The organism is Streptomyces sp. NPDC059499 (genome assembly GCF_042749285.1).
In the GTDB taxonomy this organism is placed as follows: Bacteria; Actinomycetota; Actinomycetes; order Streptomycetales; family Streptomycetaceae; genus Streptomyces.
Genome location: NZ_JBHYTT010000019.1, coordinates 112,119 through 138,189, shown reverse-complemented (window position 1 = coordinate 138,189; position 26,071 = coordinate 112,119). Strand labels below are relative to the sequence as shown.

26 protein-coding genes are annotated in these 26,071 nt (G+C 70.4%); 7 read left to right on the top strand and 19 right to left on the bottom strand.

The annotated features are described in order from the left end of the window. The coding region (locus ACFW9O_RS31995; RefSeq protein WP_384614189.1) for a tetratricopeptide repeat protein at positions 1 to 835 on the top strand (835 nt) is incomplete at its 5' end. 27 nt (positions 836 to 862) lie between these two features. On the opposite strand, the gene ACFW9O_RS31990 is transcribed toward ACFW9O_RS31995, so the two are convergent. After that, positions 863 to 1,063, bottom strand: coding sequence for a hypothetical protein (locus tag ACFW9O_RS31990; RefSeq protein WP_351166604.1), 201 nt, complete (start codon positions 1,061 to 1,063; stop codon positions 863 to 865). Between the two features lie 163 nt (positions 1,064 to 1,226). Between ACFW9O_RS31990 and ACFW9O_RS31985 the strand changes: the two genes are divergently transcribed. Both ACFW9O_RS31985 and ACFW9O_RS31980 read left to right on the top strand, forming a co-directional pair. Further along, positions 1,227 to 2,111 carry a hypothetical protein gene (locus ACFW9O_RS31985; protein ID WP_384614187.1) on the top strand — a complete coding sequence of 295 codons (885 nt, stop codon included), beginning with the start codon at positions 1,227 to 1,229 and terminating at the stop codon, positions 2,109 to 2,111. A 99-nt stretch (positions 2,112 to 2,210) separates the two neighbouring features. Further along, positions 2,211 to 2,420: a hypothetical protein gene (locus ACFW9O_RS31980; RefSeq protein ID WP_384614186.1), complete on the top strand. Its 210-nt coding sequence runs from the start codon at positions 2,211 to 2,213 to the stop codon at positions 2,418 to 2,420. A gap of 65 nt (positions 2,421 to 2,485) precedes the next feature. Here the strand turns inward: ACFW9O_RS31980 and ACFW9O_RS31975 are convergent, their stop codons facing one another. Continuing rightward, a complete protein-coding gene (locus ACFW9O_RS31975; RefSeq protein WP_329208775.1) occupies positions 2,486 to 2,842 on the bottom strand; it encodes a metal-sensitive transcriptional regulator in 357 nt (118 codons plus the stop codon). Between the two features lie 219 nt (positions 2,843 to 3,061). Between ACFW9O_RS31975 and ACFW9O_RS31970 the strand changes: the two genes are divergently transcribed. Together ACFW9O_RS31970 and ACFW9O_RS31965 are read left to right on the top strand one after the other, a co-directional pair. Beyond that, positions 3,062 to 3,682 carry a DUF47 family protein gene (locus tag ACFW9O_RS31970; protein WP_329208774.1) on the top strand — a complete coding sequence of 207 codons (621 nt, stop codon included), beginning with the start codon at positions 3,062 to 3,064 and terminating at the stop codon, positions 3,680 to 3,682. 5 nt (positions 3,683 to 3,687) lie between these two features. Next, positions 3,688 to 4,686, top strand: a complete 999-nt coding sequence (locus ACFW9O_RS31965) for an inorganic phosphate transporter (protein WP_329208773.1) — start codon at positions 3,688 to 3,690, stop codon at positions 4,684 to 4,686. 148 nt (positions 4,687 to 4,834) lie between these two features. On the opposite strand, the gene pstB is transcribed toward ACFW9O_RS31965, so the two are convergent. From pstB to ACFW9O_RS31905, 12 genes are all read right to left on the bottom strand, one after another. Beyond that, on the bottom strand, positions 4,835 to 5,611 hold the full coding sequence (pstB, locus tag ACFW9O_RS31960) for a phosphate ABC transporter ATP-binding protein PstB (protein WP_329208772.1): 777 nt from the start codon (positions 5,609 to 5,611) through the stop codon (positions 4,835 to 4,837). A gap of 39 nt (positions 5,612 to 5,650) precedes the next feature. After that, on the bottom strand, positions 5,651 to 6,739 hold the full coding sequence (pstA, locus tag ACFW9O_RS31955; protein WP_384614183.1) for a phosphate ABC transporter permease PstA: 1,089 nt from the start codon (positions 6,737 to 6,739) through the stop codon (positions 5,651 to 5,653). Continuing rightward, positions 6,736 to 7,728: a phosphate ABC transporter permease subunit PstC gene (gene pstC, locus ACFW9O_RS31950; protein WP_351166614.1), complete on the bottom strand. Its 993-nt coding sequence runs from the start codon at positions 7,726 to 7,728 to the stop codon at positions 6,736 to 6,738. The genes pstA and pstC overlap by 4 nt, the downstream gene beginning before the upstream one ends. A 127-nt stretch (positions 7,729 to 7,855) precedes the next feature. Continuing rightward, complete coding sequence (gene pstS / locus ACFW9O_RS31945; RefSeq protein WP_351166616.1) at positions 7,856 to 8,992, bottom strand: phosphate ABC transporter substrate-binding protein PstS; 1,137 nt, start codon at positions 8,990 to 8,992, stop codon at positions 7,856 to 7,858. A 272-nt stretch (positions 8,993 to 9,264) separates the two neighbouring features. Then, positions 9,265 to 9,696 carry an NUDIX hydrolase gene (locus ACFW9O_RS31940; RefSeq protein ID WP_384614181.1) on the bottom strand — a complete coding sequence of 144 codons (432 nt, stop codon included), beginning with the start codon at positions 9,694 to 9,696 and terminating at the stop codon, positions 9,265 to 9,267. Then, positions 9,693 to 10,712, bottom strand: a complete 1,020-nt coding sequence (locus ACFW9O_RS31935) for a CHAD domain-containing protein (protein WP_384614179.1) — start codon at positions 10,710 to 10,712, stop codon at positions 9,693 to 9,695. Before ACFW9O_RS31935 ends, ACFW9O_RS31940 begins: the two co-directional genes overlap by 4 nt. Then, positions 10,699 to 12,951 carry an RNA degradosome polyphosphate kinase gene (locus ACFW9O_RS31930; RefSeq protein WP_351166626.1) on the bottom strand — a complete coding sequence of 751 codons (2,253 nt, stop codon included), beginning with the start codon at positions 12,949 to 12,951 and terminating at the stop codon, positions 10,699 to 10,701. Before ACFW9O_RS31930 ends, ACFW9O_RS31935 begins: the two co-directional genes overlap by 14 nt. Positions 12,952 to 13,218: 267 nt before the next feature. Continuing rightward, the gene (locus ACFW9O_RS31925; RefSeq protein WP_384614177.1) at positions 13,219 to 14,202 is read right to left on the bottom strand and encodes a hypothetical protein; all 984 of its coding nucleotides are present in this window, start codon (positions 14,200 to 14,202) and stop codon (positions 13,219 to 13,221) included. Further along, the gene (locus tag ACFW9O_RS31920; protein WP_384614175.1) at positions 14,199 to 15,101 is read right to left on the bottom strand and encodes an ABC transporter ATP-binding protein; all 903 of its coding nucleotides are present in this window, start codon (positions 15,099 to 15,101) and stop codon (positions 14,199 to 14,201) included. The genes ACFW9O_RS31925 and ACFW9O_RS31920 overlap by 4 nt, the downstream gene beginning before the upstream one ends. Then, a complete protein-coding gene (locus ACFW9O_RS31915; protein WP_351166632.1) occupies positions 15,098 to 15,508 on the bottom strand; it encodes a GntR family transcriptional regulator in 411 nt (136 codons plus the stop codon). The genes ACFW9O_RS31920 and ACFW9O_RS31915 overlap by 4 nt, the downstream gene beginning before the upstream one ends. 101 nt (positions 15,509 to 15,609) lie before the next feature. Then, entirely contained in the window at positions 15,610 to 16,533 is a 924-nt protein-coding gene (gene mshD / locus ACFW9O_RS31910; RefSeq protein WP_384614173.1) for a mycothiol synthase, read from the bottom strand. 120 nt (positions 16,534 to 16,653) lie between these two features. Beyond that, positions 16,654 to 17,343, bottom strand: a complete 690-nt coding sequence (locus ACFW9O_RS31905) for a hypothetical protein (protein ID WP_384614171.1) — start codon at positions 17,341 to 17,343, stop codon at positions 16,654 to 16,656. A 358-nt stretch (positions 17,344 to 17,701) separates the two neighbouring features. Between ACFW9O_RS31905 and ACFW9O_RS31900 the strand changes: the two genes are divergently transcribed. Then, complete coding sequence (locus ACFW9O_RS31900) at positions 17,702 to 19,516, top strand: bifunctional metallophosphatase/5'-nucleotidase (protein WP_384614169.1); 1,815 nt, start codon at positions 17,702 to 17,704, stop codon at positions 19,514 to 19,516. 161 nt (positions 19,517 to 19,677) lie between these two features. Beyond that, positions 19,678 to 20,571 carry a phosphatidylinositol-specific phospholipase C gene (locus tag ACFW9O_RS31895; protein ID WP_384614168.1) on the top strand — a complete coding sequence of 298 codons (894 nt, stop codon included), beginning with the start codon at positions 19,678 to 19,680 and terminating at the stop codon, positions 20,569 to 20,571. Between the two features lie 7 nt (positions 20,572 to 20,578). Here ACFW9O_RS31895 and ACFW9O_RS31890 read toward each other — a convergent pair whose 3' ends face one another. From ACFW9O_RS31890 to ACFW9O_RS31870, 5 genes are all read right to left on the bottom strand, one after another. Next, positions 20,579 to 22,000, bottom strand: a complete 1,422-nt coding sequence (locus ACFW9O_RS31890; RefSeq protein WP_384614166.1) for a sensor histidine kinase — start codon at positions 21,998 to 22,000, stop codon at positions 20,579 to 20,581. Further along, a complete protein-coding gene (locus ACFW9O_RS31885) occupies positions 21,997 to 22,728 on the bottom strand; it encodes a response regulator transcription factor (protein WP_351166751.1) in 732 nt (243 codons plus the stop codon). The genes ACFW9O_RS31890 and ACFW9O_RS31885 overlap by 4 nt, the downstream gene beginning before the upstream one ends. A 158-nt stretch (positions 22,729 to 22,886) precedes the next feature. After that, positions 22,887 to 23,966: a S1C family serine protease gene (locus tag ACFW9O_RS31880; RefSeq protein ID WP_384614164.1), complete on the bottom strand. Its 1,080-nt coding sequence runs from the start codon at positions 23,964 to 23,966 to the stop codon at positions 22,887 to 22,889. Between the two features lie 93 nt (positions 23,967 to 24,059). Further along, positions 24,060 to 25,103, bottom strand: a complete 1,044-nt coding sequence (locus ACFW9O_RS31875) for a LacI family DNA-binding transcriptional regulator (RefSeq protein WP_329208754.1) — start codon at positions 25,101 to 25,103, stop codon at positions 24,060 to 24,062. A gap of 24 nt (positions 25,104 to 25,127) precedes the next feature. Then, a complete protein-coding gene (locus ACFW9O_RS31870) occupies positions 25,128 to 25,931 on the bottom strand; it encodes a response regulator transcription factor (RefSeq protein ID WP_351166646.1) in 804 nt (267 codons plus the stop codon). Positions 25,932 to 26,071: the final 140 nt, after the last annotated feature.

Here is a 26,071-nt window from a genome sequence, read left to right as displayed (position 1 = left end):
CTACCAGGTTCTGGAGCGGTACGACGACGCGCTCGCCGATTTCTCGCGTGCTCTCGGCATCAACCCCCAGTACGCCTGGGCCCTGGGCAGCCGCGGGCAGACGTACCAGGTGATGGGGCGTCATGAGGAGGCGCTCGCCGAGTACACCCGCGCGATCGAGCTCGACCCCGACTATGCGTGGGCCTTCGCCAACCGCGGGGAGACGTACCGGGAAATGGCCCGTTTCGACGAGGCACTCGTCGACTACACGCGCGCCCTCGGCATCAACCCCCAGTACGCCTGGGCCCTGGGCAGCCGCGCGCAGACGTACCAGGCGATGGGGCGCTACGAGGAGGCGCTCGCCGACTACACCCGAGCCCTCGGGACCGCCCCACGATCCGAATGGATCATCAACGGCCGCGGCCAGGTCCTCCTGCTCATGGGCCGTCATGACGAGGCGCTCGCCGATTGTGTCCGGGCCCTCGAACTCGATCCCGATGACGGCTGGAACCTGGGTCTCCATGCCGTGGCCCTGCGCATGAACGGTGATGAGGAGGCGGCCACGGAGCAGTTCCGGCGCGCTGTCCGGATGGCCGCCGCCGAAGCGGGGAACGAGGGCCCGAAGGCCGCGTGGGCGCGCGAGTGCCTGTTCGTCATGACCTGCGCGCTGCCGGACCCGGACGGGGCCGCCGCGCTGTTCGACGCCCTGCTGGACCGTGCGCCCGCCCGGAGCCTGATCCGGGAACTGGCGGAGGACCTGGCGCTCCTCCGGAAGCTCCTGCCCGCGACGGTCCCGGACACGGACGACTTCGTGCGGCGGCTGGACGAGATCCTCGGACGGCCGGACACCCCCTAGCCGGGGACAGCTCCCGGACGGCCCTCCTCAGATACCGGGCGCCTCCCGGCGGCCCGGCGCGGCGCTGTGGTGTTCGGCGTCGGTGCGGGCCCGGTCGCGCGAGCGCCTGGCCGGTCCCGACCAGCCGCAGGTGCAGCGGGCCAGGCAGAAGGAGCCTCGTTCGACGGTCGTGGTGGTGTGTGCCGGGGCGGGGGCTTGGACGGCGGAGTCCGGGGGGTCCTCATACACGCGTCCACGGTACTGGGGCCGGCCGGCGACGTCTGCGAGTGGGCCGATCGGCTTCCTCAAGCGCCGGACGGGCCCTTGCGGCGTGACGGGGCGCCCCGGTGGTCGTTAGGCGAGGCGGGCGGGAGCTCGGTTTCTGGGGTACGTCGTTGGGGGTTGGCAGGCGATGGTGGTGCGGCAGCACAGGTGCGGAGGCGGGGCACTGGCTGTGTGCGCCCTGGCCGTGGCGGGTGTGATGGCGGTGAGCACCGGGTGCTCCGGAAGGAGCGACGGTGACGGGACCCGGCAGCGGTCCGTGGCCGGTGACGGCGGGCCGGCCGGTACCCCGGCGGCCGTGGTCCGGCGGGCCGCCGACCGGCTGACCGGCGCGGGCAGCGCCGAGACGCGTACGTCGATGGAGACCGCGGCCGGCGGAACGCGGGTGACGATCCGGGGCCAGGGAGCGTACGACTTCCGCAGGCAGCTGGGCCGGATCAAGGTCGTACTGCCCAAGGACGCCGCAGGGGCGGACGGGCACCGGCCCATCACCGAGCTGCTGGCGCCGGGGGCGCTGTACATGAAGAACCGGGGTGCCGGAGTGCCCGACGACAAGTGGGTCAGGATCGACACGACGGCTCTCGAGGACGGCAATCTCGTCACCGGCGGCGTCACCGATCCCATGGCCGCCGCCGAACTCCTGCGCGGTGCGGGAGAGGTGACGTACGTCGGCAGGACGGAGCTCGCCGGGGTCGCGGTCCGTCACTACCGGGGGACCTCGGACCTCGGGCGCGCGGCGGCAGCGGCTTCGCCGTCCTCGCGCGGCGCGCTGGCGGCCGCGGCGAAAGGGTTCAGCACGGACGCGGTGCCCTTCGACGTGTATCTCGACGACAAGGGTCTGTTGCGGAAGGTGCGCCACCGCTTCAGCTTCGCCTCGGAGGGACCGGCCGTGTCGGTCGTGTCGACGATGCTGCTGTACGGGTTCGGGGCACCGGTCACCGTGGAGCTTCCGCCCGCCGGCGACATCTACACGGGCAGCGTCCAGCAGGGGCGGGGTGGCCCGGAAACACCGTAGGGAGGGGGCTGAAATGGTCCGTCCGTGCCATGCGCGGTGAGTGTTGCGCTGCCTACCCTAGGAAGTCGGTGCGCCAGGGGTCGGCGACGGCAGAGAGAGGTGACGCAGGTGGTGACGCTCAGCGCTCCGAACGCTCAGGACTGTGTGGCTCTCGCCGAGATCGAACTGTGCGGCGAGCTCATGATCGCGGCTTCGGGCACGTGTGAGGACCGGCTGAGTCCGGACCGCATCGACGAGGTGCTCAACGTCACGGCTGCCCTGGCCGAGCGGCCGCCGACGATCCCCCGGCAGTGCACCCACGGGGGATGAGCTCCGGCTCCGGCACTGTCGGTCATCTCACGGAACTCGTCCCGGTCCATACGTTTCCGGCCACCTCAGGTACGCAGGAGGCGGGCGATCGCCTTCGTGGCCTCCTCGACCTTCGCGTCGATCTCCGCACCGCCCTTGACCGCGGCATCGGCGACGCAGTGGCGCAGGTGCTCCTCCAGCAGCTGGAGCGCGAACGACTGCAGGGCCTTCGTGGACGCCGAGACCTGGGTGAGTATGTCGATGCAGTAGATGTCCTCGTCCACCATGCGCTGCAGGCCCCGGACCTGGCCCTCGATGCGGCGCAGCCGCTTCAGGTGCTCGTCCTTCTGGTGGTGGTAGCCGTGGATGCCGCGGTCATGGTCGGTGACGACCTCTTCCGTACCGGCCGCGTCGGCTGATTCAGTGGCCTCGGTCGTGGTCATGGGGTCCTCCGTTGTCCTCTTGCTCTGCGTCCGCAGACCTGTCTGCCCAGTCTGTATACCCCTGCCGGGTATATCGTAACGAATCCAGCCGAAACGTGACCGGGGGGCCGTGCTGATCACTGTGCCCGATGCGCGACACTGAATAACGCCGGTTAGCCGTGGCCGGATGATGCGCCTAGCATCAGCCTGACCGAATCCAAAGCACCCCGAGGACCCCACGTGCGCTTTCGTCTGACCCCCAGGGAGACGAGCTTCTACGACATGTTTTCCGCATCCGCGGACAACATCGTCACGGGCTCGAAACTCCTGATGGAACTGCTCGGGGCGGATTCTGCCTCCCGAGTCGAGATCGCGGAGCGTATGCGGGCAGCGGAGCACGCGGGGGACGATGCCACCCACGCGATCTTCCACCAGCTGAACTCCTCCTTCATCACGCCGTTCGACCGCGAGGACATCTACAACCTCGCGTCGTCGCTCGACGACATCATGGACTTCATGGAGGAGGCCGTCGACCTGGTCGTGCTGTACCAGGTGGACGAGCTCCCCAAGGGTGTCGAGCAGCAGATCGAGGTGCTGGCCCGCGCCGCGGAGCTGACCGCCGAGGCCATGCCGAGCCTGCGGACCATGCAGAACCTCACCGAGTACTGGATCGAGGTCAACCGTCTCGAGAACCAGGCCGACCAGATCCACCGCAAGCTGCTCGCCCAGCTCTTCAACGGCAAGTACGACGCCATGGAAGTGCTGAAGCTCAAGCAGATCGTGGATGTGCTGGAAGAGGCCGCTGACGCGTTCGAGCACGTTGCGAACACCGTGGAGACCATCGCGGTCAAGGAGTCCTGAACCTCGTGGACACCTTTGCGCTGATCGTGACCATCGGTGTCGCGCTCGGCTTCACGTATACGAACGGCTTCCACGACTCGGCGAACGCCATCGCCACCTCGGTCTCCACCCGGGCGCTGACCCCGCGTGCGGCTCTGGCGATGGCCGCCGTGATGAACCTCGCCGGCGCCTTCCTGGGCCAGGGGGTCGCCAAGACCGTCAGCGAAGGGATCATCGCCACGCCCGAGGGGCAGAAGGGGATGGGAATCCTCTTCGCGGCGCTGGTCGGCGCGATCATCTGGAACCTCATCACCTGGTACTACGGTCTGCCGTCCTCGTCCTCGCACGCCCTGTTCGGCGGCATGGTCGGCGCGGCGCTGGCCGGCGGGACGATGGTGCACTGGGACGGCGTCCTCGACAAGATCGTCATCCCGATGTTCCTCTCACCGGTCATCGGTCTGGTCGTGGGCTATCTGGTGATGGTCGCGATCATGTGGATGTTCCGGAAGTCCAACCCCCACAAGGCCAAGCGCGGCTTCCGTATCGCGCAGACGGTCTCGGCGGCGGGCATGGCGCTCGGTCACGGTCTCCAGGACGCGCAGAAGACGATGGGCATCGTCGTGATGGCGCTGGTCATCGCCGATGTCGAGGGACCCAACGACGAGATCCCGGTCTGGGTGAAGATCGCCTGTGCGCTGATGCTCTCGCTCGGTACGTACGCGGGCGGCTGGCGCATCATGCGCACGCTCGGCCGGAAGATCATCGAGCTGGACCCGCCGCAGGGCTTCGCGGCGGAGACCACGGGTGCGTCGATCATGTTCGGCTCGGCGTTCCTGTTCCACGCACCGATCTCCACGACGCACGTGATCACCTCGGCGATCATGGGTGTGGGCGCCACCAAGCGGGTGAACGCCGTGCGGTGGGGCGTGGCCAAGAACATCATCCTGGGATGGTTCATCACCATGCCGGCCGCGGCGCTGGTCGCCGCGCTGAGCTACGGCGTCGTGGCCCTGCTCTTCGGGTGACGGACTGACGGCCGAACCACGATGACGGCGAGTACCGGGTGACCGTGTCGCATGGGTCCGCCCCCGCTCCGATCGGAAGACCGGGAGCGGGGGCGGACCCTCTGCCTTGTGGTGGCACCGCCATGCAGCACCCCAAGGCCGTCTGTGGTTATCCGAAGCGGCCCGAGATGTAGTCCTCGGTCGCCTGGACCGACGGGTTGGAGAAGATCCGCTCCGTCTCGTCGATCTCGATCAGCCGGCCGGGCTTGCCCACCGCGGAGAGGTTGAAGAACGCCGTACGGTCCGAGACGCGCGCCGCCTGCTGCATGTTGTGCGTCACGATGACGATCGTGAAGCGCTCCTTCAGCTCACCGACCAGGTCCTCGATCGCGAGGGTCGAGATCGGGTCGAGTGCCGAGCACGGCTCGTCCATCAGCAGCACGTCCGGCTCGACGGCGATGGCGCGGGCGATGCACAGGCGCTGCTGCTGGCCGCCGGAGAGGCCGGAGCCGGGCTTGTTCAGGCGGTCCTTGACCTCGTTCCAGAGGTTGGCGCCCCGCAGGGACTTCTCGACGACGTCCGACAGCTGGTTCTTGCGGTACGAGCCGTTCAGCTTCAGGCCCGCGGCGACGTTGTCGAAGATCGACATGGTCGGGAACGGGTTCGGGCGCTGGAAGACCATGCCGACGGTGCGGCGCACGGTGACGGGGTCGACCCCGGGCCCGTACAGGTTCTCGTCGTCCAGCAGCACCTTGCCCTCGACGCGGCCGCCGGGGGTGACCTCGTGCATGCGGTTCAGGGTCCGCAGGAAGGTGGACTTGCCGCAGCCGGACGGGCCGATGAAGGCGGTCACGGAGCGGGGCTCCACGGTCATCGAGATGTCCTCGATGGCCTTGTGGGAGCCGTAGAAGGCGGAGAGGCCGCCGATGTCGATGCGCTTGGCCATGAAAATCACTGCTTCTTTCGGAGGTCGCTGGTGGCCGCGTCAGCGACCGGTCTTCGGGGCCTTCCAGCGGGCGATACCGCGCGCCGCCAGATTGAGGATCATGACGAAGGCGATCAGGACCAGGGCCGCGGCCCAGGCGCGGTCGTAGGACGCGGCCTCGCCGACCTTGTACTGCTCGTAGATGTAGAACGGCAGCGAGGACTGGGCGCCTTCGAAGGGGTTCGTGTTGATCAGCTGGCTGCCGAAGACCAGCAGGATGATCGGTGCCGTCTCTCCCGCGATACGGGCGATGGCGAGCATGACGCCCGTGGTGATGCCGCCGATCGCGGTGGGGAGGACCACCTTCAGGATGGTGCGCCACTTGGGGATGCCCAGGGCGAGGGAGGCCTCGCGGAGCTCGTTCGGGACGAGCTTGAGCATCTCCTCCGTGGAGCGGACCACGACCGGGATCATCAGGATCGTCAGGGCGAGCGCGCCCATCAGGCCGGACGGCTCGATGCTCGCGATCAGCATGATCGACAGGATGAAGAGACCGGCGACGATCGACGGGATCCCGGTCATCACGTCGACGAAGAAGGTGACGGACCTGGCGAGCGCGCCCTTGCCGTACTCGACGAGGTAGACGGCGGTCAGCAGTCCGAGCGGGGCGGAGATCACCGTGGCGATGCCGACCTGCTCCAGGGTGCCGATCAGCGCGTGGTAGACGCCGCCGCTGTCCTCCGAGCCGAGGACCCCGGCCATGGAGTGGGTCAGGAAGTATCCGTCGAGGCGCTCGGAGCCGCGGCTGATGGTGGTCCACAGCAGCGAGGCGAGCGGGACGACGGCGACGACGAAGCACACCCAGACGATGCTGGTGGCGAGGCGGTCCTTGGCCTGACGCTTGTTCTCGACCGCGGTCGTCACGACGTAGGAGACGGCCAGGAAGAGCAGGGCGGAGATCAGGCCCCACTGCACGCGGCTGTGCCAGCCGGCGGCGACGCTGATGCCGACGCCGAGCGCGATCGCGACAGCGGCGAATCCGAGCGGCGCCCACCGGGGGAGGCTGCGGCTGCTGAGGCTGCCCTTGCGGTGGTCCGGCGAGGTCCGCGGACGCTTGTCCTGGACGTCGGTGGTGGTGGCGTGGCTCATGCGTTGGCCCCCGAGTACTCCTTGCGGCGGGCGATGATGAGCCGGGCCGCGCCGTTGACCAGCAGGGTGAGGACGAAGAGGACGAGGCCCGAGGCGATCAGGGCGTCGCGCCCGAATTCGTCGGCCTCACCGAACTTGGCCGCGATGTTCTGCGCGAAGGTCCCGCCGCCCGGATTGAGCACGTGCAGCGAGATGAGGAAGCTCGGCGACAGGACCGTGGCGACGGCCATCGTCTCGCCGAGCGCCCGGCCCAGGCCCAGCATCGAGGCGGAGATGATCCCGGAGCGGCCGAAGGGCAGTACCGAGAGGCGGATGACCTCCCAGCGGGTGGCTCCGAGGGCGAGCGCCGCTTCCTCGTTCATCTTCGGGACCTGGAGGAAGACCTCGCGGCTGACGCTGGTCACGATCGGCAGGATCATGATCGCGAGCAGGATGCCGACGGTGAAGAGCGAGCGGGCGACGCCGACCTCGGTCTTCTCGAAGATGTACGTCCAGCCGAAGAACTGGTCGAGCCAGAGGTTCAGGCCCTCCAGGTACGGCACGAGGACGAGCGCGCCCCAGATGCCGTAGACGATGCTGGGCACGGCGGCGAGCAGGTCGATGACGTAGGCGATCGGCGCCGCCAGCCTGCGCGGCGCGTAGTGCGAGATGAAGAGGGCGATGCCGACAGCGATCGGAACCGCGATGAGCATCGCGATGATCGAGCTGACGACCGTGCCGAAGAGGAGGACCGCGATGCCGAAGACCGGCGGGTCGCCGGCCGGGTTCCAGTCGAAGGTGGTGAGGAAGTTGCCCTCGTCCTTCGAGATCGCGATGACGGCGCGGTAGGTGAGGAACACGGCGATCGACGCCATGATCACGAGCAGCAGGATGCCCGAGCCCCGCGAGAGGCCCAGGAAGATCTTGTCGCCGGCGCGCCCGGTGGTCCTGGGGCGGCCGCGCGTTGCCGGCGGAGCCGGTGGGATGTCGAGCGGTGTCGTGGAAGCCATGGTCTTTCCGGTCTGTGTGGGGGAGCGGCGGCTCCCCTGGCGGCGGTGCACCGGATGGGGCTGGTGGCGGGCCGGTCCGGAGGGGTGCGCCGGACCGGCCTGCCGTGTGCGTCGTGCGCGGTACGGGTTACGAGAGGGCGGCGACCGTCTCGCGGACCTTGGCGTTGATCTCCGCGGGGATCGGCGCGTAGCCGGCCTCGGTGAGGACCTTCTGGCCGTCCTCGGAGGCGGCGTAGGTCAGGAAGGACTTGACCGTGCCGAGGGTCTCGGCCTTGTTGCCGGTGTCGCAGACGACCTCGTACGTCACCAGGACCAGCGGGTACGCGCCCTCGGCCTTGGTCGTGTAGTCGAGGTCGAGCGCCAGGTCCTTGCCGGTGCCCTTGACCTTGGCGGCGGCGATCGCCTTGGAGGCGTTCTCCGAGGTGGCCTCGACCGGGGCGGCGCCACCGGTGTTGATGTCCACGGTGGTGATGTCCTGCGAGGCGGCGTAGGAGAGCTCGAAGTAACCGATGGAGCCGTCGACCTGCTTGACCTGGGTGGCGACACCGGAGGAGCCGGAGGCGGCCTGGCCACCGGGCGCGGGCCACTTCTTCTCGGCCTCGTACTTCCAGTCGCTCGCGGCCGCGGCGTTCAGGTACTTGCCGAGGTTCTGCGTGGTGCCGGAGTCCTCGGAGCGGTGGAAGGGCTGGATGGCCTTGTCCGGCAGCTTGACGCCGTCGTTGAGCTTGGCGATCGCCGGGTCGTTCCACTTCTTGATCTTGGTGTCGAAGATCTTGGCGAGCGTGGAGGCGTCCAGCGTGAGCTTGTCGACGCCCTCGACGTGGAAGCCGATCGCGATGGGGCCGCCGACCATGGGGAGGTTGATGCCCTGGCCGGTCTTGCAGATCTTCTTCGACTCGGCGACCTCTTCGGGCTTCAGGGCCGAGTCCGAGCCGGCGAAGCCGACGGTGCCCTGGTTGAAGGCCACGATGCCCTCGCCGGAGGAGGAGGAGTTGTAGTTGACCTCCACGCCCGAGCAGGCCGCCATGTAGTTCTTGACCCAGAGGTCCATGGCGTTCTTCTGCGCGCTCGACCCGGAGGCGCGCAGCTGGCCCTCGGCGCCGTCACACTTGATGTTCGACGCGGCGGCGCTGGTCTTGGTGCCGCCGTTCGCGTCGGCACCGGTGTTGTCGTCCGAACCGCACGCCGTGAGGACCAGGGCGCCGGAGACGGCGAGGGCACCGAGCGCGGTGGCACGAAGCCGGTTCTTGCGCTGAAGCTTCACTTTCGGGGTGTTCCTTCCAGGAGCCGCCGCGGCTGGTGGTGCGAGGCGGCGTGCGATGAGGAATGGTGCGTGGCTTGGCGCCGTGCACCGGGTACGTCCGAAATTAGGCAGAACAGGTGAAGCGCCCTACGGGGCAGAGTGAACGGAAGGTGAACCGTGCCGGGCGGGCTGGTTCCGGTGCTAAAGGCCCGGCGGGGGCGGTGCCCTCGTCGCCGGACAGGTGCCCGGGCCGGGGCGCGCGGCCCCGGCCGAGAACCGCTCGCCCTCCCGCGTCAGGCGGTGGGCGTCTTGAGGAACGCGTCCAGCTGATCGCGGTCGCGGGGGCGGGTGAGGCGGTTGCGGGCGGCCGTGGGCGAGAGCCAGATCAGCCGGTCCACCTCGTCGTTGGGTACGAACGTGCCGCCGGCCGCCTCGGCCGCCCAGTAGGTGACCTCTTTCGGACGCCCGTTCACCAGGTACCGGGACGTGGGCAGCCGGGGGCCGGGGGTGCAGCGGTGGCCCGTCTCCTCCAGGACCTCGCGCAGGGCACCCTCCAGCGCGGTCTCGCCGCGCTTCAGCTTCCCTTTCGGGTAGGACCAGTCGTCGTAGCGCGGCCTGTGGACCAGGCAGATCTCCAGTCCTCCGTCGTACGGGGACCGGCGCCACAGCACGCAGCCCGCGGCCAGAACGGGGCCGTCGGCGGGGTTGCCGGGGTGGTGGCTCACGGTGTCGTCACGGCAGCTGCCGCGTACGGCCAGGTCTCCCGGAACACGCTGCGGGCCGCCTCCACCTCGTGCCGCTGGTCGGCGTGGAGCACCCCCAGGGCGTACGCCGTCGCCGGGGCGATCCGCGGGGTGCGGGCCGCGGCTGCCGCGGCCGCTGCGGCTTCCGCCGCGTCCCGGTGCAGGTCGAGAGTGTGCCCCGCCCCGGCCAGGACCGGATCGGGGGCGCCCTGGACCACCTCGTGGGCGTACCGGTGCAGCCTCAGCAGCAGGCGGGCCTGGTGCCAGAGGGCGTCCTGCGCGTCGTTGTACGGCTCCGCCGTCTCGTCGGGCGGCAGCGCGGCCACCGCACCGAGCATCCGCTGCTCGGCCCGCTCCGCGGGGCCGTTCAGCACGTCGACGGCCGGGTCCGTGGCGGCGGGCGCCAGGGGGACCTCGGAGGCGAGGAGCGCGACGGCGTCGGCGACCGCGTGGAAGCGGGAGGAGCCGAGCGCCTGGAGCGCCGCCGAGTGGGCGCGGGTCCTGGAGAGGGTCAGCCGGCGTTCGAGGAGGGCCCCGGCCCGCGCCGCACCGACGCCGAGCGCTGCCCGCTCCTTGTCGCGGGTGTCGCCGGGGTCGCCGTCGGCTGCGGGGACGGCCGCCCGCGCCGCCGGGAGCGAGGCGCCCGAGAGCTGGTGGAGTGCTTCCAGCAGCCGGGCCAGCCGGGTGGCGTACCCGTGTTCGCGGGCCAGCGTGCCGGAGAGCCAGGCCAGTTCCGTACGGAGCTGGTCGGCCCAGACCGGGTCGAGCACGCTCCGGAAGGTGTGCAGGGTGCCGCTGATGCGGCGTGCGGAGCGGCGCAGCGAACCGGCGGCCTTCTCGGCTCCTTGCGTGCCGGCGTCCGTCGGGGCGCCGTGCTCGCGGTGCAGGCGCAGGCTCCGCAGGAAGTCGGCGGCCTGTTCCCGCAGGTAGGGGGCGAGGACGGCCTCGGCGGGGAGGTCCGGTGCCTGCGTCGTCGTCAGGTGGTCAGGGCGTCGCACGCCGGCGCCTCCGTGCGTCGATGAGCATCTCTTGTACGTGCCGCAGGGGCTGGCCGTCCGCGTCCGAGGCGTGCCGGGTCCAGTTCCCGTCGGGACCCAGGTGCCAGGAGGACGTGGTGTCGGACATGCCTGTTTCGAGGAGCCTCGAGAGGGCGGCGCGATGCGCGGGGTCGGTGACCCGGACCAGTGCTTCGATCCGGCGGTCGAGGTTGCGGTGCATCATGTCGGCGCTGCCGAACCAGACTTCGGGCTCGCCGCCGTTGCCGAAGGCGAAGACCCGGGAGTGTTCGAGGAAGCGGCCGAGTATCGAGCGGACCCGGACGTTCTCGGAGAGCCCGCTGACACCGGGGCGGATCGCGCAGATGCCGCGTACCCAGATGTCGACCGTCACGCCGGCCTGCCCGGCCCGGTAGCAGGCGTCGATGATCGCTTCGTCGACCATCGAGTTGACCTTGATGCGGACGTAGGCGGAGCGGCCCGCGCGGTGGTGGGTGATCTCCTTGTTGATGCGGGCGATCAGTCCGTCACGCAGGGACTTCGGGGCGACCAGCAGCCGGCGGTAGGTCTCGCGGCGCGAGTAGCCGGAGAGGCGGTTGAAGAGGTCGGAGAGGTCCGCGCCGACCTGCGGGTCGGCGGTGAGCAGGCCGAGGTCCTCGTACAGCCTGGCGGTCTTGGGGTGGTAGTTGCCGGTGCCGACGTGGGAGTAGCGGCGCAGCGTGTCGCCCTCCTGGCGTACGACGAGCGACAGCTTGCAGTGGGTCTTGAGGCCGACGAGGCCGTAGACGACGTGGCAGCCGGCCTCCTCCAGCTTGCGGGCCCACTTGATGTTGGCCTGCTCGTCGAAGCGGGCCTTGATCTCGACGAGCACGAGGACCTGCTTGCCGGACTCGGCGGCGTCGATCAGGGCGTCCACTATCGGGGAGTCGCCCGAGGTCCGGTACAGGGTCTGCTTGATCGCGAGGACGTCCGGGTCGCCCGCGGCCTGTTCCAGGAAGGCCTGGACGGACGTGGAGAACGAGTCGTACGGGTGGTGCAGCAGTACGTCGCGTTCACGCAGGGCGGCGAAGATGTCGGGCGCGGAGGCGGACTCGACCTCGGCGAGATCGCGGTGGGTGCCCGCGATGAACTTGGGGAACTTCAGTTCCGGCCGGTCCAGGGAGGCTATGCCGAACAGTCCGGTGAGGTCGAGCGGGCCGGGCAGCGGGTAGAGCTCGGTCTCGGAGATCTTCAGCTCGCGTACGAGCAGGTCCAGCACGTACGGGTCGATGGATTCCTCGACCTCCAGGCGGACCGGCGGGCCGAAGCGGCGCCGCATGAGCTCCTTCTCCAGGGCCTGGAGGAGGTTCTCGGCGTCGTCCTCCTCGACCTCCAGGTCCTCGTTCCTGGTGACCCGGAACATGTGGTGGGCGAGGACCTCCATGCCGGGGAAGAGCTCTTCGAGGTGGGCCGCGATGATGTCCTCGATGGGGACGTAGCGCTGCGGCGACGCCTCCAGGAAGCGGGTGAGCAGCGGCGGCACCTTGACCCGGGCGAAGTGGCGGTGGCCGCTGACCGGGTTGCGTACGACGACGGCGAGGTTGAGCGAGAGGCCGGAGATGTACGGGAAGGGGTGCGCCGGGTCGACGGCCAGCGGGGTCAGGACGGGGAAGACGCGCTGCCGGAAGAAGGTGAACAGGCGGGCCTGTTCCTTCTCGGTCAGCTCGGGCCAGCGGATGAGCTGGATGCCCTCGTCGGAGAGCGCGGGCGCGATGTCCTGCTGGTAGCAGGCGGCGTGCCGGGCCATGAGCTCGCGCGAGCGCGTCCAGATCAGGTCGAGGACCTCGCGGGGCTGGAGCCCGGACGCGGAGCGGGTGGCGACGCCGGTGGCGATACGGCGCTTGAGCCCGGCCACCCGGACCATGAAGAACTCGTCCAGGTTCGAGGCGAAGATAGCGAGGAAATTAGCCCGTTCGAGGAGGGGCGTGGCGGGATCCTCCGCCAGTTCCAGCACTCGTTCGTTGAACGCGAGCCAACTGCGCTCCCGGTCGAGGAACCGGCCCTGCGGCAGCTCCTCACCGTCCGTGTCCGGCTCGTACGCGTCGGCGTCGTTGTCCAGATCGGGGTCCAGGTCAGCGGCTGTGGACAGGCCGGCGGGCGCGGACGACGAGCCGGCGACGGCATTCGGCCGGTGTGCGGCGAGGGAGCCGACCGACGGCTGGGCGGGCTGGACCGGGACCTCGGAGCTGGGCTGCTGGCTCATGGACCTATTCTTCCGTGCGTTCGGCTCCAGGGGCGCGTCGGAGCCGTTAAAGATCACGGAAGATGCGGGAGAGGCCGGAGAACCTGGGTCGCTCCCGTTGCGGGGGGTGGGCAGAGCTGGCTGCATCCCGTGAGGGTCGCAAGCGTGTCTGAATGGCTGGTAACGGCGACATGACATGCAGGAAGCGGTGTGACTGCGAGGGTGTCCCCGTTCACCGTATGCGTTCTCCCTGTCCGGGCTCCCCCCGGGCCCGGACAGGGAGGTCTTTCAGCCGTGGCGGCGGCGCAGTACGCGGAAGGCGAGTGCGAGGGCCAGGGCGGCGAGGGCGAGGACGATGCCGGTCTCGACGAGCTGGAGCGGCCAGAGGTGCGAGGCGGGGTGGTAGTCGACGAACATGCCGGTGACGTCGCGCTCGGCCAGACACCTGGTCACCTGGGCCGCCTCGGCCTGCGGCCAGCACACCTCGAGCGGCAGCCGCTCACCACTGCTGGTGACACGGCCGACGTCGACGACCCATGCGGATTCCGGAACGCCTGAGTTCCCCTCGGTGGGGCTGATGCGGGTCTCCAGGGGCCAGAGGCCGCTGCGGAGGCTCACGAGTGTGGCCATCACCGTGCCCGTGACGAGTGCGGCCACCGACATCGCTGCCACGGTGCGGCGCACCAGCAGGCCGGTGAGCGCGCCCACCGCGATGCCGAGCAGGGTGTAGCCGAGGACCAGGGGCAGCGTCGCGACGAAGACCGGGGCGTCGAACCAGTCGACCGTGAAATCGTCGGCCGTCCGCGTCTGCGCCCAGGAGAGGGTGACGGACAGTGCGGTCACACCGGCGACGAGCAGCACGGCGGGTGCGGCGAGCTTGGCCGCCAGCCATCGGGTGGGTGTCACGGACTGGGTCCACGCCATGCGGTAGGTACCGCTCTCCAGCTCCCTGGCGATCACGGGACCGGCGAAGAACGCGCCCACGGCCCCGGGAAGGACCATCAGGGCCAGCTGCGCGTACATGAGCAGGGTGCTGTACAGGGACATCGACCCGTTGAAGTCCACGATCCGCTGGTCGCACGCGGGGCCGGAGACGCCCGAGGCCTTGCAGGTACTCGCCGCGAAGGCGTCGATGAGGTGGGACGTCCGCAGCGCGAAGCCGATCAGGACGACGATCGCGGCCACGGCGACCAGACCCGCGATCCGCAGGGTGCGCCGGTGCTGGCGTACGGCGACGCGGGCGGGGCCGCGCAGGAGGGCGAGGGTGCTCATACGGCGGCCTCCGCCTTGCTCGGCTTGCCGCACGCGCTCGGTGTGAGCAGCGGCGGGGCCTCGGGCGAGCGGAGATGGGCCAGCAGGAGCTCCTCCAGCGAAGGCTCCGTGACGTCCCAGGCGGCGAGGTCCACCGGGCCCTCCTTCCGTACGAGTGCGGTGAGCTGACGCCCTGTCGTGCGGGACTCGACGACGGTGTGCGGGGCGAGGTCGCGGACCTGGCCGGTGAGTACGGCGTGCGCGGCGACGATGTCGTCGCTCTCGCCGCCGAGCCGGACCGTGCCGCCGTCGACGAGCAGGAGGTAGTCGCAGGCGCCCTCCAGCTCGGTGAGGATGTGCGACGACATCACGATGGTGGTGGCGTGCTCGGCGGCCTCGGCCATCAGGACGCCCATCAGCTGGTGCCGGGCGAGCGGGTCGAGGTCGGCCATCGGCTCGTCCAGCAGCATCAGTTCGGGTCGCTTGCCCAGCGCGAGGGCGAGGGCGAGCCGGGTGCGCTGGCCGCCGGAGAGCGTGCGGACCTTCGCGTCCTGCGGGAGCGGTCCGGCTATCCGTTCGGCGGCCGCGCCGTCCCAGGTCGAGGGGTTGAGCTCCCGGCCGGCCCACAGGGTGTCGGCCACGGTGAACTGCGGGTACAGGGGCTTGTCCTGGGACACGTACGCGATGCGCGGCCGGGCTTCGGCGGGGGTGGCGGAGCCGAGGACCCGCACCGTTCCCTCGGTGGGCCGGAGCAGGCCCGCCGCGAGGGTGAGCAGGGTGGATTTCCCGGCACCGTTGGGCCCGACGAGGGCGCACACCCGTCCGGCGGGCAGCCGGAACGTGCAGTCGCGCAGCGCCCACCCGGCCTTTCGCCCGTACTTCATACCGAGGCCGGTCGCCTCGATCGCGGCGCCTGTCATGAGTCCTGGTCCCCCTTGAATGTGCTGTCCAGTACGGCGGTGAAGAGAGCGCCCACGTCGTCCTTGTCCAGTCCCGCGGCGCGGGCCCTGCGGGCCCAGTCGGCGAGTTCGGCCCGCAGTGGTGCGTCGCCCGCGGCCGCGGCGCTGCCGAGGGTGCGGCGGACGAAGGTGCCGAGGCCGCGGCGGGCCTCGACGAGGCCTTCGCGTTCGAGTTCGCGGTAGGCCTTGAGGACGGTGTTGGGGTTGATGGCTGTCGCCTCGACGACCTCGCGGGCCGTGGGCAGCCGGTCGCCGGGTTCCAGCACGCCCAGACGCAGGGCCTGTTTGGTCTGCTGCACGATCTGCAGGTAGGTGGCGACGCCGCTGCGCCGGTCGATGCGGTACTCGACCGCTGCGGGCTCTGCCATGTTCACCACCCTTTCACTAATTGAGTAGTGAAAGGGTGTCGCAAAGAAGGGGCGGCGTCAAGCGACGCCGCCCCGAAGGCTCGTGAGGGTGCTGCCGGGTGTCAGGACTCCGTGCGGTACATCAGGTCGACCTCGTGCGTGGCGAAGCCCATCCGCTCGTACACCGACAGGGCCGCCGGGTTGTCGGCGTCGACGTAGAGCATCGCGTTCGGCAGTCCCTGCGCCGCGAGGTGGCGCAGCCCGATCGCGGTGAGCGCCTTGCCGAGGCCGCCGCCCTGGGCCTCGGGCAGGATGCCGACGACGTACACCTCGCCGAGCTGCTCCTCGGCGTGCACCTTCGTCCAGTGGAAGCCGATGATCTCGCCGTCGCGCTCGGCGAGGAAGAAGCCCTTCGGGTCGAACCACGACGAGGCCTTGCGGTCGTCCAGGTCCCGCTGGGCGAGGGAGCCCTGCTCGGGGTGGTGGGCGAAGGCCGCGTGGTTGACGGCGAGCCATGCCGCGTCGTCCTGGCCCGGCACGAAGGTGCGGACGGTGACGCCCGGGGGCAGGACCGGCTCGGGGATGTCGATCGAGTCCAGGGGCCGGCGGAGCTGGCGCAGCTCCCGGAAGAGGGAGAGGCCGAGGACCTGGGCCAGGTGCCGGGCCGCCGACTTGCCGCCGTGCGCCCAGACCCGCAGCCGCTTCCCGGTCGCCGCGAGGAGGGCGGCGCCGAGGGCCCGGCCGTGCCCGTGGCCGCGATGGGCGGGGTGGACGACGAGCTCGGCGGCGGGGGCCTCGACGGGGTCGGTGTCCTCGAGCTGCGCGTAGCCGGCGAGTACGCCGTCGGCGGTGAGCAGGAAGTGCCGGACGCCCTCGCGGTGCCCGCCCCGGAGCTGGAGCCGCCCCTGCTCGGAGACCGCCTCCCTGCCGTCGGTGCCGGCCGCCTCGCCGAGGAGGGCCAGGACGGCGTCGGCCTGCTCGGAGGTGAGCGCGTCGAGGGTCTCGATCGCACGGCCGGGGGCGGGGAGGGGTACGTCAGTCGTCATGGGTACGAGCGTACGACGGAGGGGTGGGGCGTTCCATGCCGTCGCGACCGGTCGTGGCCGTTGTGGCTGACGGGGCCGCCCTGTGAAGGGGCGCCCCGCCCGGTATCGCGTGAGTGGGTGTCAGTCGGCTTCCACTTCCTCGAAGCCGGGGGTGTTGTAGCCGGCCGGGCCGGTCGTGATCCGCAGCGTCCGGTAGCCGCCGTCGCCCCCGTTGGCGTGCTTGTTCCAGTACTGGCACGTGTAGCCGGTGTCGGACTCCCAGTCCACCGCCTTCGCGACGGGGAGCTCCTCACAGGCGAGCCTGCTCGCGTCGTCGCGCCCCGATTCGGCCCCGTACCGCTCGTAGAGCAAGTCGTACATGACCTTCGCCGCCAGCACGACCTTTTGGGGTGTGGTGGTGTACGAGGTGATCATGCTGCCCTTGGTGTACGAGTCGCTGATCTTCACCTCGTAGGGGATCTCGGCCCCCGCGTACGTCACGGTGCACCGGGTGACCGCCCCGGCCTTCTGGGTCACGCCGCCCGGGCACGTGGCGCTGGTCTCGCCGGGCACCTTCACGTCGAGGAGGACGGCCTCGCGCAGCCTGTGCTCCACCTGCTCGGTGAGCGGTGCGCCGGGCTTGGGAGCCGGGGTGACCTTGATGTTGTCGTCGCCACGCTTGCGTACGTCTTTCTGCGGGCCGTCGACAGCGACCGGCAGGGCCTTCTGTGCCTTGTCTCCGCCGGAGGCGGAAGAGCTGCCGTCGGAGCCACAGCCGGCGGTGAGCAGGCCGACCGCGACCAGGCCGACCACAACCTTCGAATTTCTCATGAGTGGACTGTAAGGGCCGCCACTGACACGCCGTATGCAGGGCCGGACGGGCACCGAGGGGCAAAGATGGGTGACTTCAAGGGATATGGCGGGGCGAAAGCGGCTCGCTGCGGTGGCTGAGTCCTCGTACCGGGCGGACGGACTGATCAACCTGTGGCGCTGCTGTGCGGGAACCGTGACAGTGATGCACCGTCAGTGACACTGTGCGATATGGGTGATCTGCCGCTTTCCGGCATGGAAGCAACCAGCTCGTAACCCCGTAACTCTGTCGCGCTACGCGCGTTGACTCTAGGCTGCGGCAGCAGGCTCCAGACCTGTCACCACTCACCGACCTCCCGCTGAACTCACAAGGGGACCGATGTCAGCGACTCCGCAGAAGAACCGCGCGTCCAGGCGGGTGCTCGCCGCCGCGGCCGGACTGGCCACCGTCGGCGCACTCGTCGCCGCGATGCCGGCCGGCGCCCATGACCGGGGGCACGGCCACGGCCACGACGCCCGTACCGTCGATGTCCAGTTGCTCTCCTTCAACGACCTGCACGGCAACCTGGAGCCGCCGGCCGGTTCCGCCGGGTCGGTCAGCGAGAAGCAGGCCGACGGCACCGTGAAGTCGATCCCGGCCGGTGGCGTCGAGTACCTGGCGACCTCGCTGCGCACCGCGCGCGAGGGCCACCCGTACTCCGTCACCGCGGCCGGTGGCGACATGGTGGGCGCGAGCCCGCTGCTCTCCGGGCTCTTCCACGACGAGCCCACGATCGAGGCGCTCAACGGCCTCGACCTCGACGTGACGGCCGTCGGCAACCACGAGTTCGACGAGGGAGCCACCGAGCTGGCCCGTCTGCAGAACGGTGGCTGCCACCCCGTCGAGGGCTGCTACGAGCAGGGCAAGAAGTTCAAGGGAGCCGACTTCCCGTACCTCGCGGCCAATGTGACGGCCGAGAAGACCGGCAGGCCGATCCTCAAGCCGTACACGATCTGGAAGAAGAACGGCGTCAAGATCGGCTTCATCGGGGTGACCCTGGAGGGCACGCCGAACATCGTCACGGCCAACGGCGTCAAGGGCCTGAAGTTCCACGACGAGATCGAGACGGTCAACAAGTACGCCAAGGAGCTGGACCGCCGGGGCGTCAAGTCCATCGTCGCGCTGATCCACGAGGGCGGGGCCCCGGCCTCCTCCTCGTACAACTACGACTGCGACAGCCCGGGCGCCGGCGACGGCATCTCCGGACCGATCGTCGACATCGCGAAGGGCATCACGCCGAAGGTCGACGCCCTGGTCACGGGCCACACCCACCAGGCGTACGTGTGCACCGTCCCGGACCCGGCGGGCAACCCGCGCATGGTCACCTCGGCCTCCTCGTTCGGCAAGGTCTACACGGACACGACGCTCACCTACGACCGCCGGACCAAGGACATCGTCCGTACGTCGGTGAAGTCGGCGACGTCGCAGAACCACGTCGTCACCCGGGACCAGGCCAAGGCCACGGACATGACGGCGCTGATCGCCCGTTGGAACACCCTCGCGGCGCCGATCTCCAACCGGCCGCAGGGCTACATCTCCGCCGACATCAACGGCCGCGGCTCCACGGCCCCCGAGAAGCCGCTCGGCAACGTGATCGCGGACGCCCAGCTGGAGGGCCTGGCCCCGGCGGACAAGGGCGGTGCGGTCGTCGCGTTCATGAACCCGGGCGGCATCCGCTCCGACCTCGTGTACGCGGCGTCCGGCAACGAGGGCGCCGGCGTGGTGACGTACGGCGAGGCGTTCACCGTCCAGCCGTTCACCAACATGATGAACGTCGTCGACCTGACCGGCGCGCAGCTCGTCACCGCGCTCCAGCAGCAGGTCAGCGGCTCCAACGCGGCCTCGCCGAAGATCCTCCAGGTCTCGAAGGGCCTCACCTACACGCTCGACCTCACGAAGTCGGGCGCCGACCGCGTGGTCGCCTCCTCGATCCTGCTGAACGGTGAGGCGATCGACCCGGCGAAGACGTACCGCGTCGCGATGAACGAGTTCCTCGCGGGTGGCGGCGACGGCTTCGCGGCCCTCGGCCAGGGCACGAACAAGCTGGTCGGCCCGTCCGACCTGGACCTGTTCAACGCCTACCTGGCGGCGCACTCCACGGCCTCCGCGCCGCTGGCCCCGCCGGCCACGGACAGGATCACGGTCATCCAGTAGTCAGCGGCGGCAGTGCACGGGAGCGGGGCGGCGGGCCGGAAGGGCCCACCGCCCCGCTCCTGCCGTTTCCGGCGGCGCCTCCGGGACAGGCCCTGTTCCCGTATTGAGGTGTACCCGACATAATTTCAGGCCTCCCCCACAGCCGACGGAGGCCTTTCCGCATGAGCCCTTACGCCGCCAGCCGCCGGACCTTCCTCACCGGTGCCCTCGCCGCCACCGCCGGTGTCCTCATCGGGGCGACGCCCGCCGGGGCAGCCGCCGAGCGGGCCCTCGGTACCCAGGACTGGATGCGCGGCATCGCCGACGCCACCCCGCTGCGACGCCTCACGATCCCGGGAACCCACAACTCGGGGGCGCGCTACGGCGGCCCCTGGACGGCATGCCAGAACACCACGATCGCCGAGCAGCTCAACAGCGGCGTCCGCTTCCTCGACATACGCTGCCGGATCAGCGGCGACGCGTACGCCATCCACCACGGGGCCTCGTACCAGAACCTGAACTTCGACGACGTGCTCGGCGCCTGCCGGGACTTCCTGGCCCAGCGGCCTTCGGAGACCGTGCTGATGAGGGTCAAGCAGGAGTACTCGCAGGAGAGCGACGCCGCGTTCCGGCGGATCTTCGACCTCTACCTCGACGCCAAGGGCTGGCGCCCGCTCCTGCGCCTGGACCCTGTGCTCCCGGACCTCGGCGGGGCCCGGGGCAAGGTCGTGGTGCTCGCCGACAACGGCGGGCTGCCGGGCGTCCGGTACGCCGACCCGGCGGTCTTCGACATCCAGGACGACTACATGGCCGAGCCGTTCGGCAAGTACCCCAAGATCGAGGCGCAGTTCCGCAAGGCCGCGCAGCAGCCCGGCAAGCTGTTCATGAACTACGTGAGCACGGCCGCCCTGATGCCGCCGCGCTGGAACTCCGACCGGCTCAACCCGCAGGTCCACTCGTTCCTCGACGGGGCGGAGGCGGCGGGCTGGAGCGGGCTCGGCATCGTCCCGCTGGACTACCCGGCCACCCGCTCCGGCCTGGTCGAGTCGCTGATCCGGCACAACCCGGCGGCCTGAGGGGCGCTCACAGCTCCGGCGGCGGCTGCGGTGCACCGGGCAGACGGATCGAGGCCACCGTGCCCTCGCCGCCGGAGGCCGGGCTCAGGGTGATCTCGCCGCCCGCCTGCTGGACCGTGCGGGCCACGATGGACAGTCCGAGGCCGGAGCCGGGGAGCTGGCGGGCCGAGGGGGAGCGCCAGAAGCGTTCGAAGACGTGCGGGAGTTCCTCGGCGGGGATGCCGGGGCCGTGGTCCCTCACGGTCAGCTCGCCGCGGTGCAGGACGACCTCGATCGTCCCTCCGGGCGGGCTGAACTTCACCGCGTTGTCCAGGACGTTGACGACCGCCCGCTCCAGCGCTGCCGGCTCGGCCCGTACGTACCAGGGGGCCAGCTCGGCGGTGATCGTCAGTTCGCGGCCGCGCAGCCGGGCGCGTTGCAGGGCGGTGCGGGTGATGTCGTGCAGGGCGACGACCTGGAGGGGGCCGGGCTCGGCGGCGTCCGGGCGGGAGAGCTCCTGGAGGTCGCCGATGAGGGCGGCCAGCTCGGTCATCTGGGCCTTCACCGAGGCCATCAGGGCCTTGCGGTCGTCGGGCGGGATGGCCCGGCCGGTCTCGTCGCTCCGGGCGAGCAGCTCGATGTTCGTACGGAGCGAGGTGAGCGGGGTGCGCAGCTCGTGACCGGCGTCCGCGATGAGCTGGGACTGGCGGTCGCGCGAGGTGGCCAGCGAGCTGGTCATCGAGTTGAAGGAGCGGGAGAGCCGGGCGATCTCGTCCTCGCCCTCGACAGGGATCCGGACGGTGAGGTCCTCGGTCTCCGCGACGTGCGCGACGGCGTGCGCGAGGTCGTCCACGGGGCGCAGGCCGGTACGGGCGATCCACAGGCCGGCGGCGCCGGCGCCGACGACGCCGATGCCGGCGACGAGGACCAGCACCCAGGCCAGCGTGGAGAGCGGCGCGGTGACCTCGCTCATGGGGCGGGCGATGGAGACCGCGAGGCTCCCGGATTCCGCCCCGGGGCCGCCCCGTACCTCCAGTCGGGAGGTGAAGACCCGCATGTCCGTTCCGTCCTCGGCCGTCGCGGAGTGCAGGGCGTAGGGCCGGTCCTGATCGGTCACCTCCAGGTCCTCGTCGCTCACCGGCAACTTCGACGTGCCGGGAGCGACGCAGACCGTGCCCTGGGAGTCGATGAGCTGGACCGTCACACCGGTGAAGGGCGGCGGCTCCTGAGAGGTGCCGCCCTTGCAGTACGCGTACAGGTTCACGAGGTAGGGCTGGTCGACCTTGGAACTGCGCAACGATTTGTCCAGCTGCTGTTCCAGCTGTTCACGCGTCACGAACCAGCAGGCAGCGGCCACCACCGCGACCGCCACCGCGACCGCCGTGGCGACCAGCAGGGCGAGGCGGGAGCGGAGCGGCAGCGTGCGGAAGCGGCGGAGCAGGCCGGTCACGCCTCACCGCCGCCGGACCGCAGCGCGTACCCCACGCCCCGCACCGTGTGGACGAGCCGCGGCTCGCCGCCCGCCTCGGTCTTGCGGCGCAGGTACATCACGTACACGTCCAGGGAGTTGGAGCTGGGTTCGAAGTCGAAGCCCCAGACGGCCTTGAGGATCTGCTCACGGGTCAGCACCTGCCGGGGGTGCGCCAGGAACATCTCCAGCAGGGTGAACTCCGTACGGGTCAGCTCGACCCGGCGGGTGCCCCGGGTGACCTCACGGGTGTTCAGGTCCATCCGGAGGTCGGCGAAGGCCAGCACGTCGTTGTCGGGAAGCGCCCCGCCCGCAGCGACCGCGTACGAGCTGCGGCGCAGCAGGGCCCGGATGCGGGCGAAGAGCTCGTCCAGCTCGAAGGGCTTCACGAGGTAGTCGTCCGCGCCCGCGTCGAGGCCGGTGACCCGGTCGCCGACGGTGTCGCGGGCGGTGAGCATCAGGATGGGGGTGGTCGTGCCGGTGGCCCGGATGCGCCGGGCGGCGGTGAGGCCGTCCATGCGGGGCATCTGGATGTCCAGGACGATCAGGTCGGGGGCGTACGACTCCGCCTTGGCGAGGGCGTCGTAACCGTCCACGGCGACCTCGGTGCCGTACCCCTCGAAGGCGAGGCTGCGCTGCAGGGCCTCGCGCACGGCGGGCTCGTCGTCGACGATCAGAACGCGCTGCGGATCGTCTTCGGCGGGGCTCATCGCCACTTCGTCCTCTTCCTTCGCGTGCCGGTTCCTGGGTGCTGTGCTCTCAGCCTCGCACGGCCGTCGCACGGCGTCGCGCGGCACCGCGCCCGCGTCGAGGCCGGTGACGCGGGCGCCGGTGGTGTCGGGGCCGCGGTTCATCCGGGCCCTCCTCGTCAGGAGCCGTCGCCGCCCCGCAGGGTGTCCAGGTCGGCCTTGACGGTGTCGACCGGGATGGCGAAGCCGAGGCCCACGCTGCCCGCCGCCGAGCTGCCCGATCCGCTCGCCGAACTGGGGGAGTACATCGCGGAGTTGATGCCGATGATCTCGCCGTTCATGTTGATGAGCGCACCGCCGGAGTTGCCGGGGTTGAGCGAGGCGTCGGTCTGGAGGGCCTTGTACGTCGTCTTGGACGTACCCGTGTCGCCGTTGAACTGCTGCCCGCCGAACTCGAACGGCCAGTTCCCGCCGCCCTGTTGCTGCTGCTGTTCCTGACCGGAACTGTCTTCGTCCTTGGCCACCGTGACATCGCGGTCCAGTGCCGAGACGATGCCGCTGGTGACCGTGCCGGTGAGGCCCTCGGGCGAGCCGATCGCCACGACCTGGTCGCCGACCTTCACCGAGGAGGAGTCGCCGAGGGAGGCGGTCTTCAGTCCGCTCGCGTCCTGGAGCTTGATGAGCGCCAGGTCCTTGTCGGCGTCGGTGCCGACGACGTCGGCGGTGTACGTCTTACCGGTGCTGAGGGCCACCTCGATCTGCGAGGCACCCGAGATCACGTGGTTGTTGGTGATGATCTCGCCGTCCGAGGTGATGACGACGCCGGAGCCGGTGGCGTCACCCGCCGAGGAGCTCGCGCTGATTTCGACGATCGCCGGTGACACGGCCGCCGCCACGCCGGAGACGGTGCCGGCGCTGCTCTGCGAGACGTTGGTGCCGCTGACGACGCTGCCGGAGCCGGTGCTGCCCGAGCCGTTGTCCGCGAGCTCGCCGATGAGGGTCGCGGTGCCGCCGCCGATCGCCGCCGCGGCGATCGCCACGGCCGCGAGGAGGGCGAGGGGCCGCTTGACCCTGCGCTCCGGGGCCGGGGCCGGCTCCGGAGCGGGCGTGGGGGCGGGCCAGGCGTGGGGGCCGGGCTCCGCGGCGTCCTGCTGTGCGGGTTCGTACGCCGGCGGAGGCGGGTAAGCCGCCTCGCCGTTGCCGGACGAGGGATACGTCGGGTACGGGTACTCGCCGCTCGGGCGGTGGCTGTCGGTCATGTCTACGAGAGTGGACAGCGAACATGAGAGGGACCTGAGTACGTCCTGAGAAGCCCGGCAGAACCGTGTATGCCCCATATAAGGGACGCGCGGCTACGGCGCCGTGACCGTCGGTTCCCCGCAGCCGCACGAGCGCCGCACCACGAGCGCGGACGGGAACTGCTTCAGACGCTCGCGCCGGGACCCCGAGACCCGCAGGGAGTCGTCGAGGACCAGGTCCACGGCCGCCCGTGCCATCGCGGGACGGTCCGAGAAGACGGTCGTCAGCGGCGGATCCGTCAGGCCCGCCTCCTTCACGTCGTCGAAGCCGGCGACCGCGAGCTCCCCGGGCACATCGATCCGCAGCTCGCGCGCGGCCCGCAGCACACCGATCGCCTGGTCGTCCGTCGAGCAGAAGATCGCCGGCGGCCTGTCCGGGCCCGCGAGCAGCTTCAGGGCCACCTGGTAGGCGTCGTAGCGGTTGTACGGGGCGTGGAAGAGCCGGCCGTCCGTGGACCGCCCCGACTCGTGCATCGCCCGGCGCCAGCCCTCGATGTGGTCGGCGACCGGGTCACCGACCACCGGGGTCGACTCCATGCCGCCGAGGCACGCCACATAGGCGTTCCCGTGCTCCAGGAGGTGGCGGGTGGCGAGCTGTGCGCCGCCGATGTCGTCCGTGACGACCGCGACGTCGTCGATCGCCTCGGGCCGCTCGTGCAGCAGGACGACGCGGGCGTCCCAGGCCTCTATCTCGGCCGCCGCCCGCTCGCTGGGGCCCTGGCTGACGAGGATCAGTCCGGAGACCCGCATGCCGAGGAAGGCGCGCAGATAGTGGACCTCGCGCTCGTCGCGGTAGTCGGAGTTGCCGACGAGCACCATTTTCCCGCGCTCGGCGGCGGCCTGTTCGACCGCGTGCGCCATCTCCGCGAAGAAGGGCTGGCGCGCGTCCGGCACGATCATGCCTATGAGGTCGGTCCGCCGCGAGGCCATGGCCTGGGCGACCCTGTCGGGCCGGTACCCCAGCTCCTTGATCGCGGCGAGTACCCGCTCGCGCGTGGCCGGGGCAACCGGCCTGGGTCCGTTGTTGATGACGTAGCTGACGACCGCGGTCGACGTCCCCGCCAGTCTCGCCACATCGTCCCGCGTCACCTTGGCCACGCGCGGCAGTCTACGCGGATCGACCTACCGCTTGGCAGGTCGGACCGGGGCTTCTTCCGTGATCCCGGCTTCCATGGACTGCTCCGAACGGGTTACGCCGTCCTCCACCGGCATCGCTGCCGCCTTCGCCTTGGCCTCCTCGGAGCCCCGTTCGACCTTCTCCGGTGCGACGAAGCGGTAGCCGACGTTGCGGACGGTGCCGATCAGCGCCTCGTGCTCGGGGCCGAGCTTGGCGCGCAGCCGCCGTACGTGGACGTCGACCGTGCGCGTACCGCCGAAGTAGTCGTAGCCCCAGACCTCCTGCAGCAGCTGGGCGCGGGTGAAGACCCGGCCCGGGTGCTGCGCGAGGTACTTGAGCAGTTCGAATTCCTTGAAGGTCAGGTCGAGGACCCGCCCCTTCAGCTTGGCGCTGTAGGTCGCCTCGTCGACGGACAGATCGCCGTTGCGGATCTCCATCGGGGAGTCGTCGGCGGTGATCTGCTGGCGGCCGGTGGCCAGCCGCAGCCGGGCCTCGACCTCCGCGGGGCCCGCGGTGTCCAGCAGGACGTCGTCGATGCCCCAGTCGGCGGTGACGGCCGCGAGGCCGCCCTCCGTCACGACGAGGATCAGCGGACAGCCGGGTCCGGTGGACCGCAGCAGCTGGCACAGCGAGCGCACCTGAGGGAGGTCTCGGCGGCCGTCGATGAGGATGACGTCGGCACCGGGGGTGTCGACGAGAGCGGGTCCCTCGGCGGGAGCGACCCGCACGCTGTGCAGCAGAAGGCCGAGGGCGGGGAGCACCTCCGTCGACGGTTGAAGGGCATTCGTCAGAAGCAGCAGTGAACTCATCGCCGCCCACCTGCCTGGGTCGTCGGTCGATCGTGCACGGTTCGCTCGCCCATTACGTCGGTCCTCCTCGTTCCCTGCGAGAGGGGCACTCCCGGGGCGGACCCGGGGGAGTATGCGGCACTGCTTCGTACTCCCGTACG

Coding starts and splice junctions, on each gene's coding strand:
- pstB (WP_329208772.1), bottom strand. CDS start 5,611: ATGGCCAAGCGCATCGACATCGGCGGCCTCTCCGCCTTCTACGGCTCC.
- ACFW9O_RS31905 (WP_384614171.1), bottom strand. CDS start 17,343: ATGAGAAATTCGAAGGTTGTGGTCGGCCTGGTCGCGGTCGGCCTGCTC.
- ACFW9O_RS31930 (WP_351166626.1), bottom strand. CDS start 12,951: ATGAGCCAGCAGCCCAGCTCCGAGGTCCCGGTCCAGCCCGCCCAGCCG.
- ACFW9O_RS31985 (WP_384614187.1), top strand. CDS start 1,227: ATGGTGGTGCGGCAGCACAGGTGCGGAGGCGGGGCACTGGCTGTGTGC.
- ACFW9O_RS31885 (WP_351166751.1), bottom strand. CDS start 22,728: ATGAGCCCCGCCGAAGACGATCCGCAGCGCGTTCTGATCGTCGACGAC.
- ACFW9O_RS31915 (WP_351166632.1), bottom strand. CDS start 15,508: ATGGCAGAGCCCGCAGCGGTCGAGTACCGCATCGACCGGCGCAGCGGC.
- ACFW9O_RS31895 (WP_384614168.1), top strand. CDS start 19,678: ATGAGCCCTTACGCCGCCAGCCGCCGGACCTTCCTCACCGGTGCCCTC.
- pstC (WP_351166614.1), bottom strand. CDS start 7,728: ATGGCTTCCACGACACCGCTCGACATCCCACCGGCTCCGCCGGCAACG.
- ACFW9O_RS31925 (WP_384614177.1), bottom strand. CDS start 14,202: ATGAGCACCCTCGCCCTCCTGCGCGGCCCCGCCCGCGTCGCCGTACGC.
- mshD (WP_384614173.1), bottom strand. CDS start 16,533: ATGACGACTGACGTACCCCTCCCCGCCCCCGGCCGTGCGATCGAGACC.
- pstA (WP_384614183.1), bottom strand. CDS start 6,739: ATGAGCCACGCCACCACCACCGACGTCCAGGACAAGCGTCCGCGGACC.
- ACFW9O_RS31975 (WP_329208775.1), bottom strand. CDS start 2,842: ATGACCACGACCGAGGCCACTGAATCAGCCGACGCGGCCGGTACGGAA.
- ACFW9O_RS31870 (WP_351166646.1), bottom strand. CDS start 25,931: ATGAGTTCACTGCTGCTTCTGACGAATGCCCTTCAACCGTCGACGGAG.
- ACFW9O_RS31880 (WP_384614164.1), bottom strand. CDS start 23,966: ATGACCGACAGCCACCGCCCGAGCGGCGAGTACCCGTACCCGACGTAT.
- ACFW9O_RS31920 (WP_384614175.1), bottom strand. CDS start 15,101: ATGACAGGCGCCGCGATCGAGGCGACCGGCCTCGGTATGAAGTACGGG.
- ACFW9O_RS31900 (WP_384614169.1), top strand. CDS start 17,702: ATGTCAGCGACTCCGCAGAAGAACCGCGCGTCCAGGCGGGTGCTCGCC.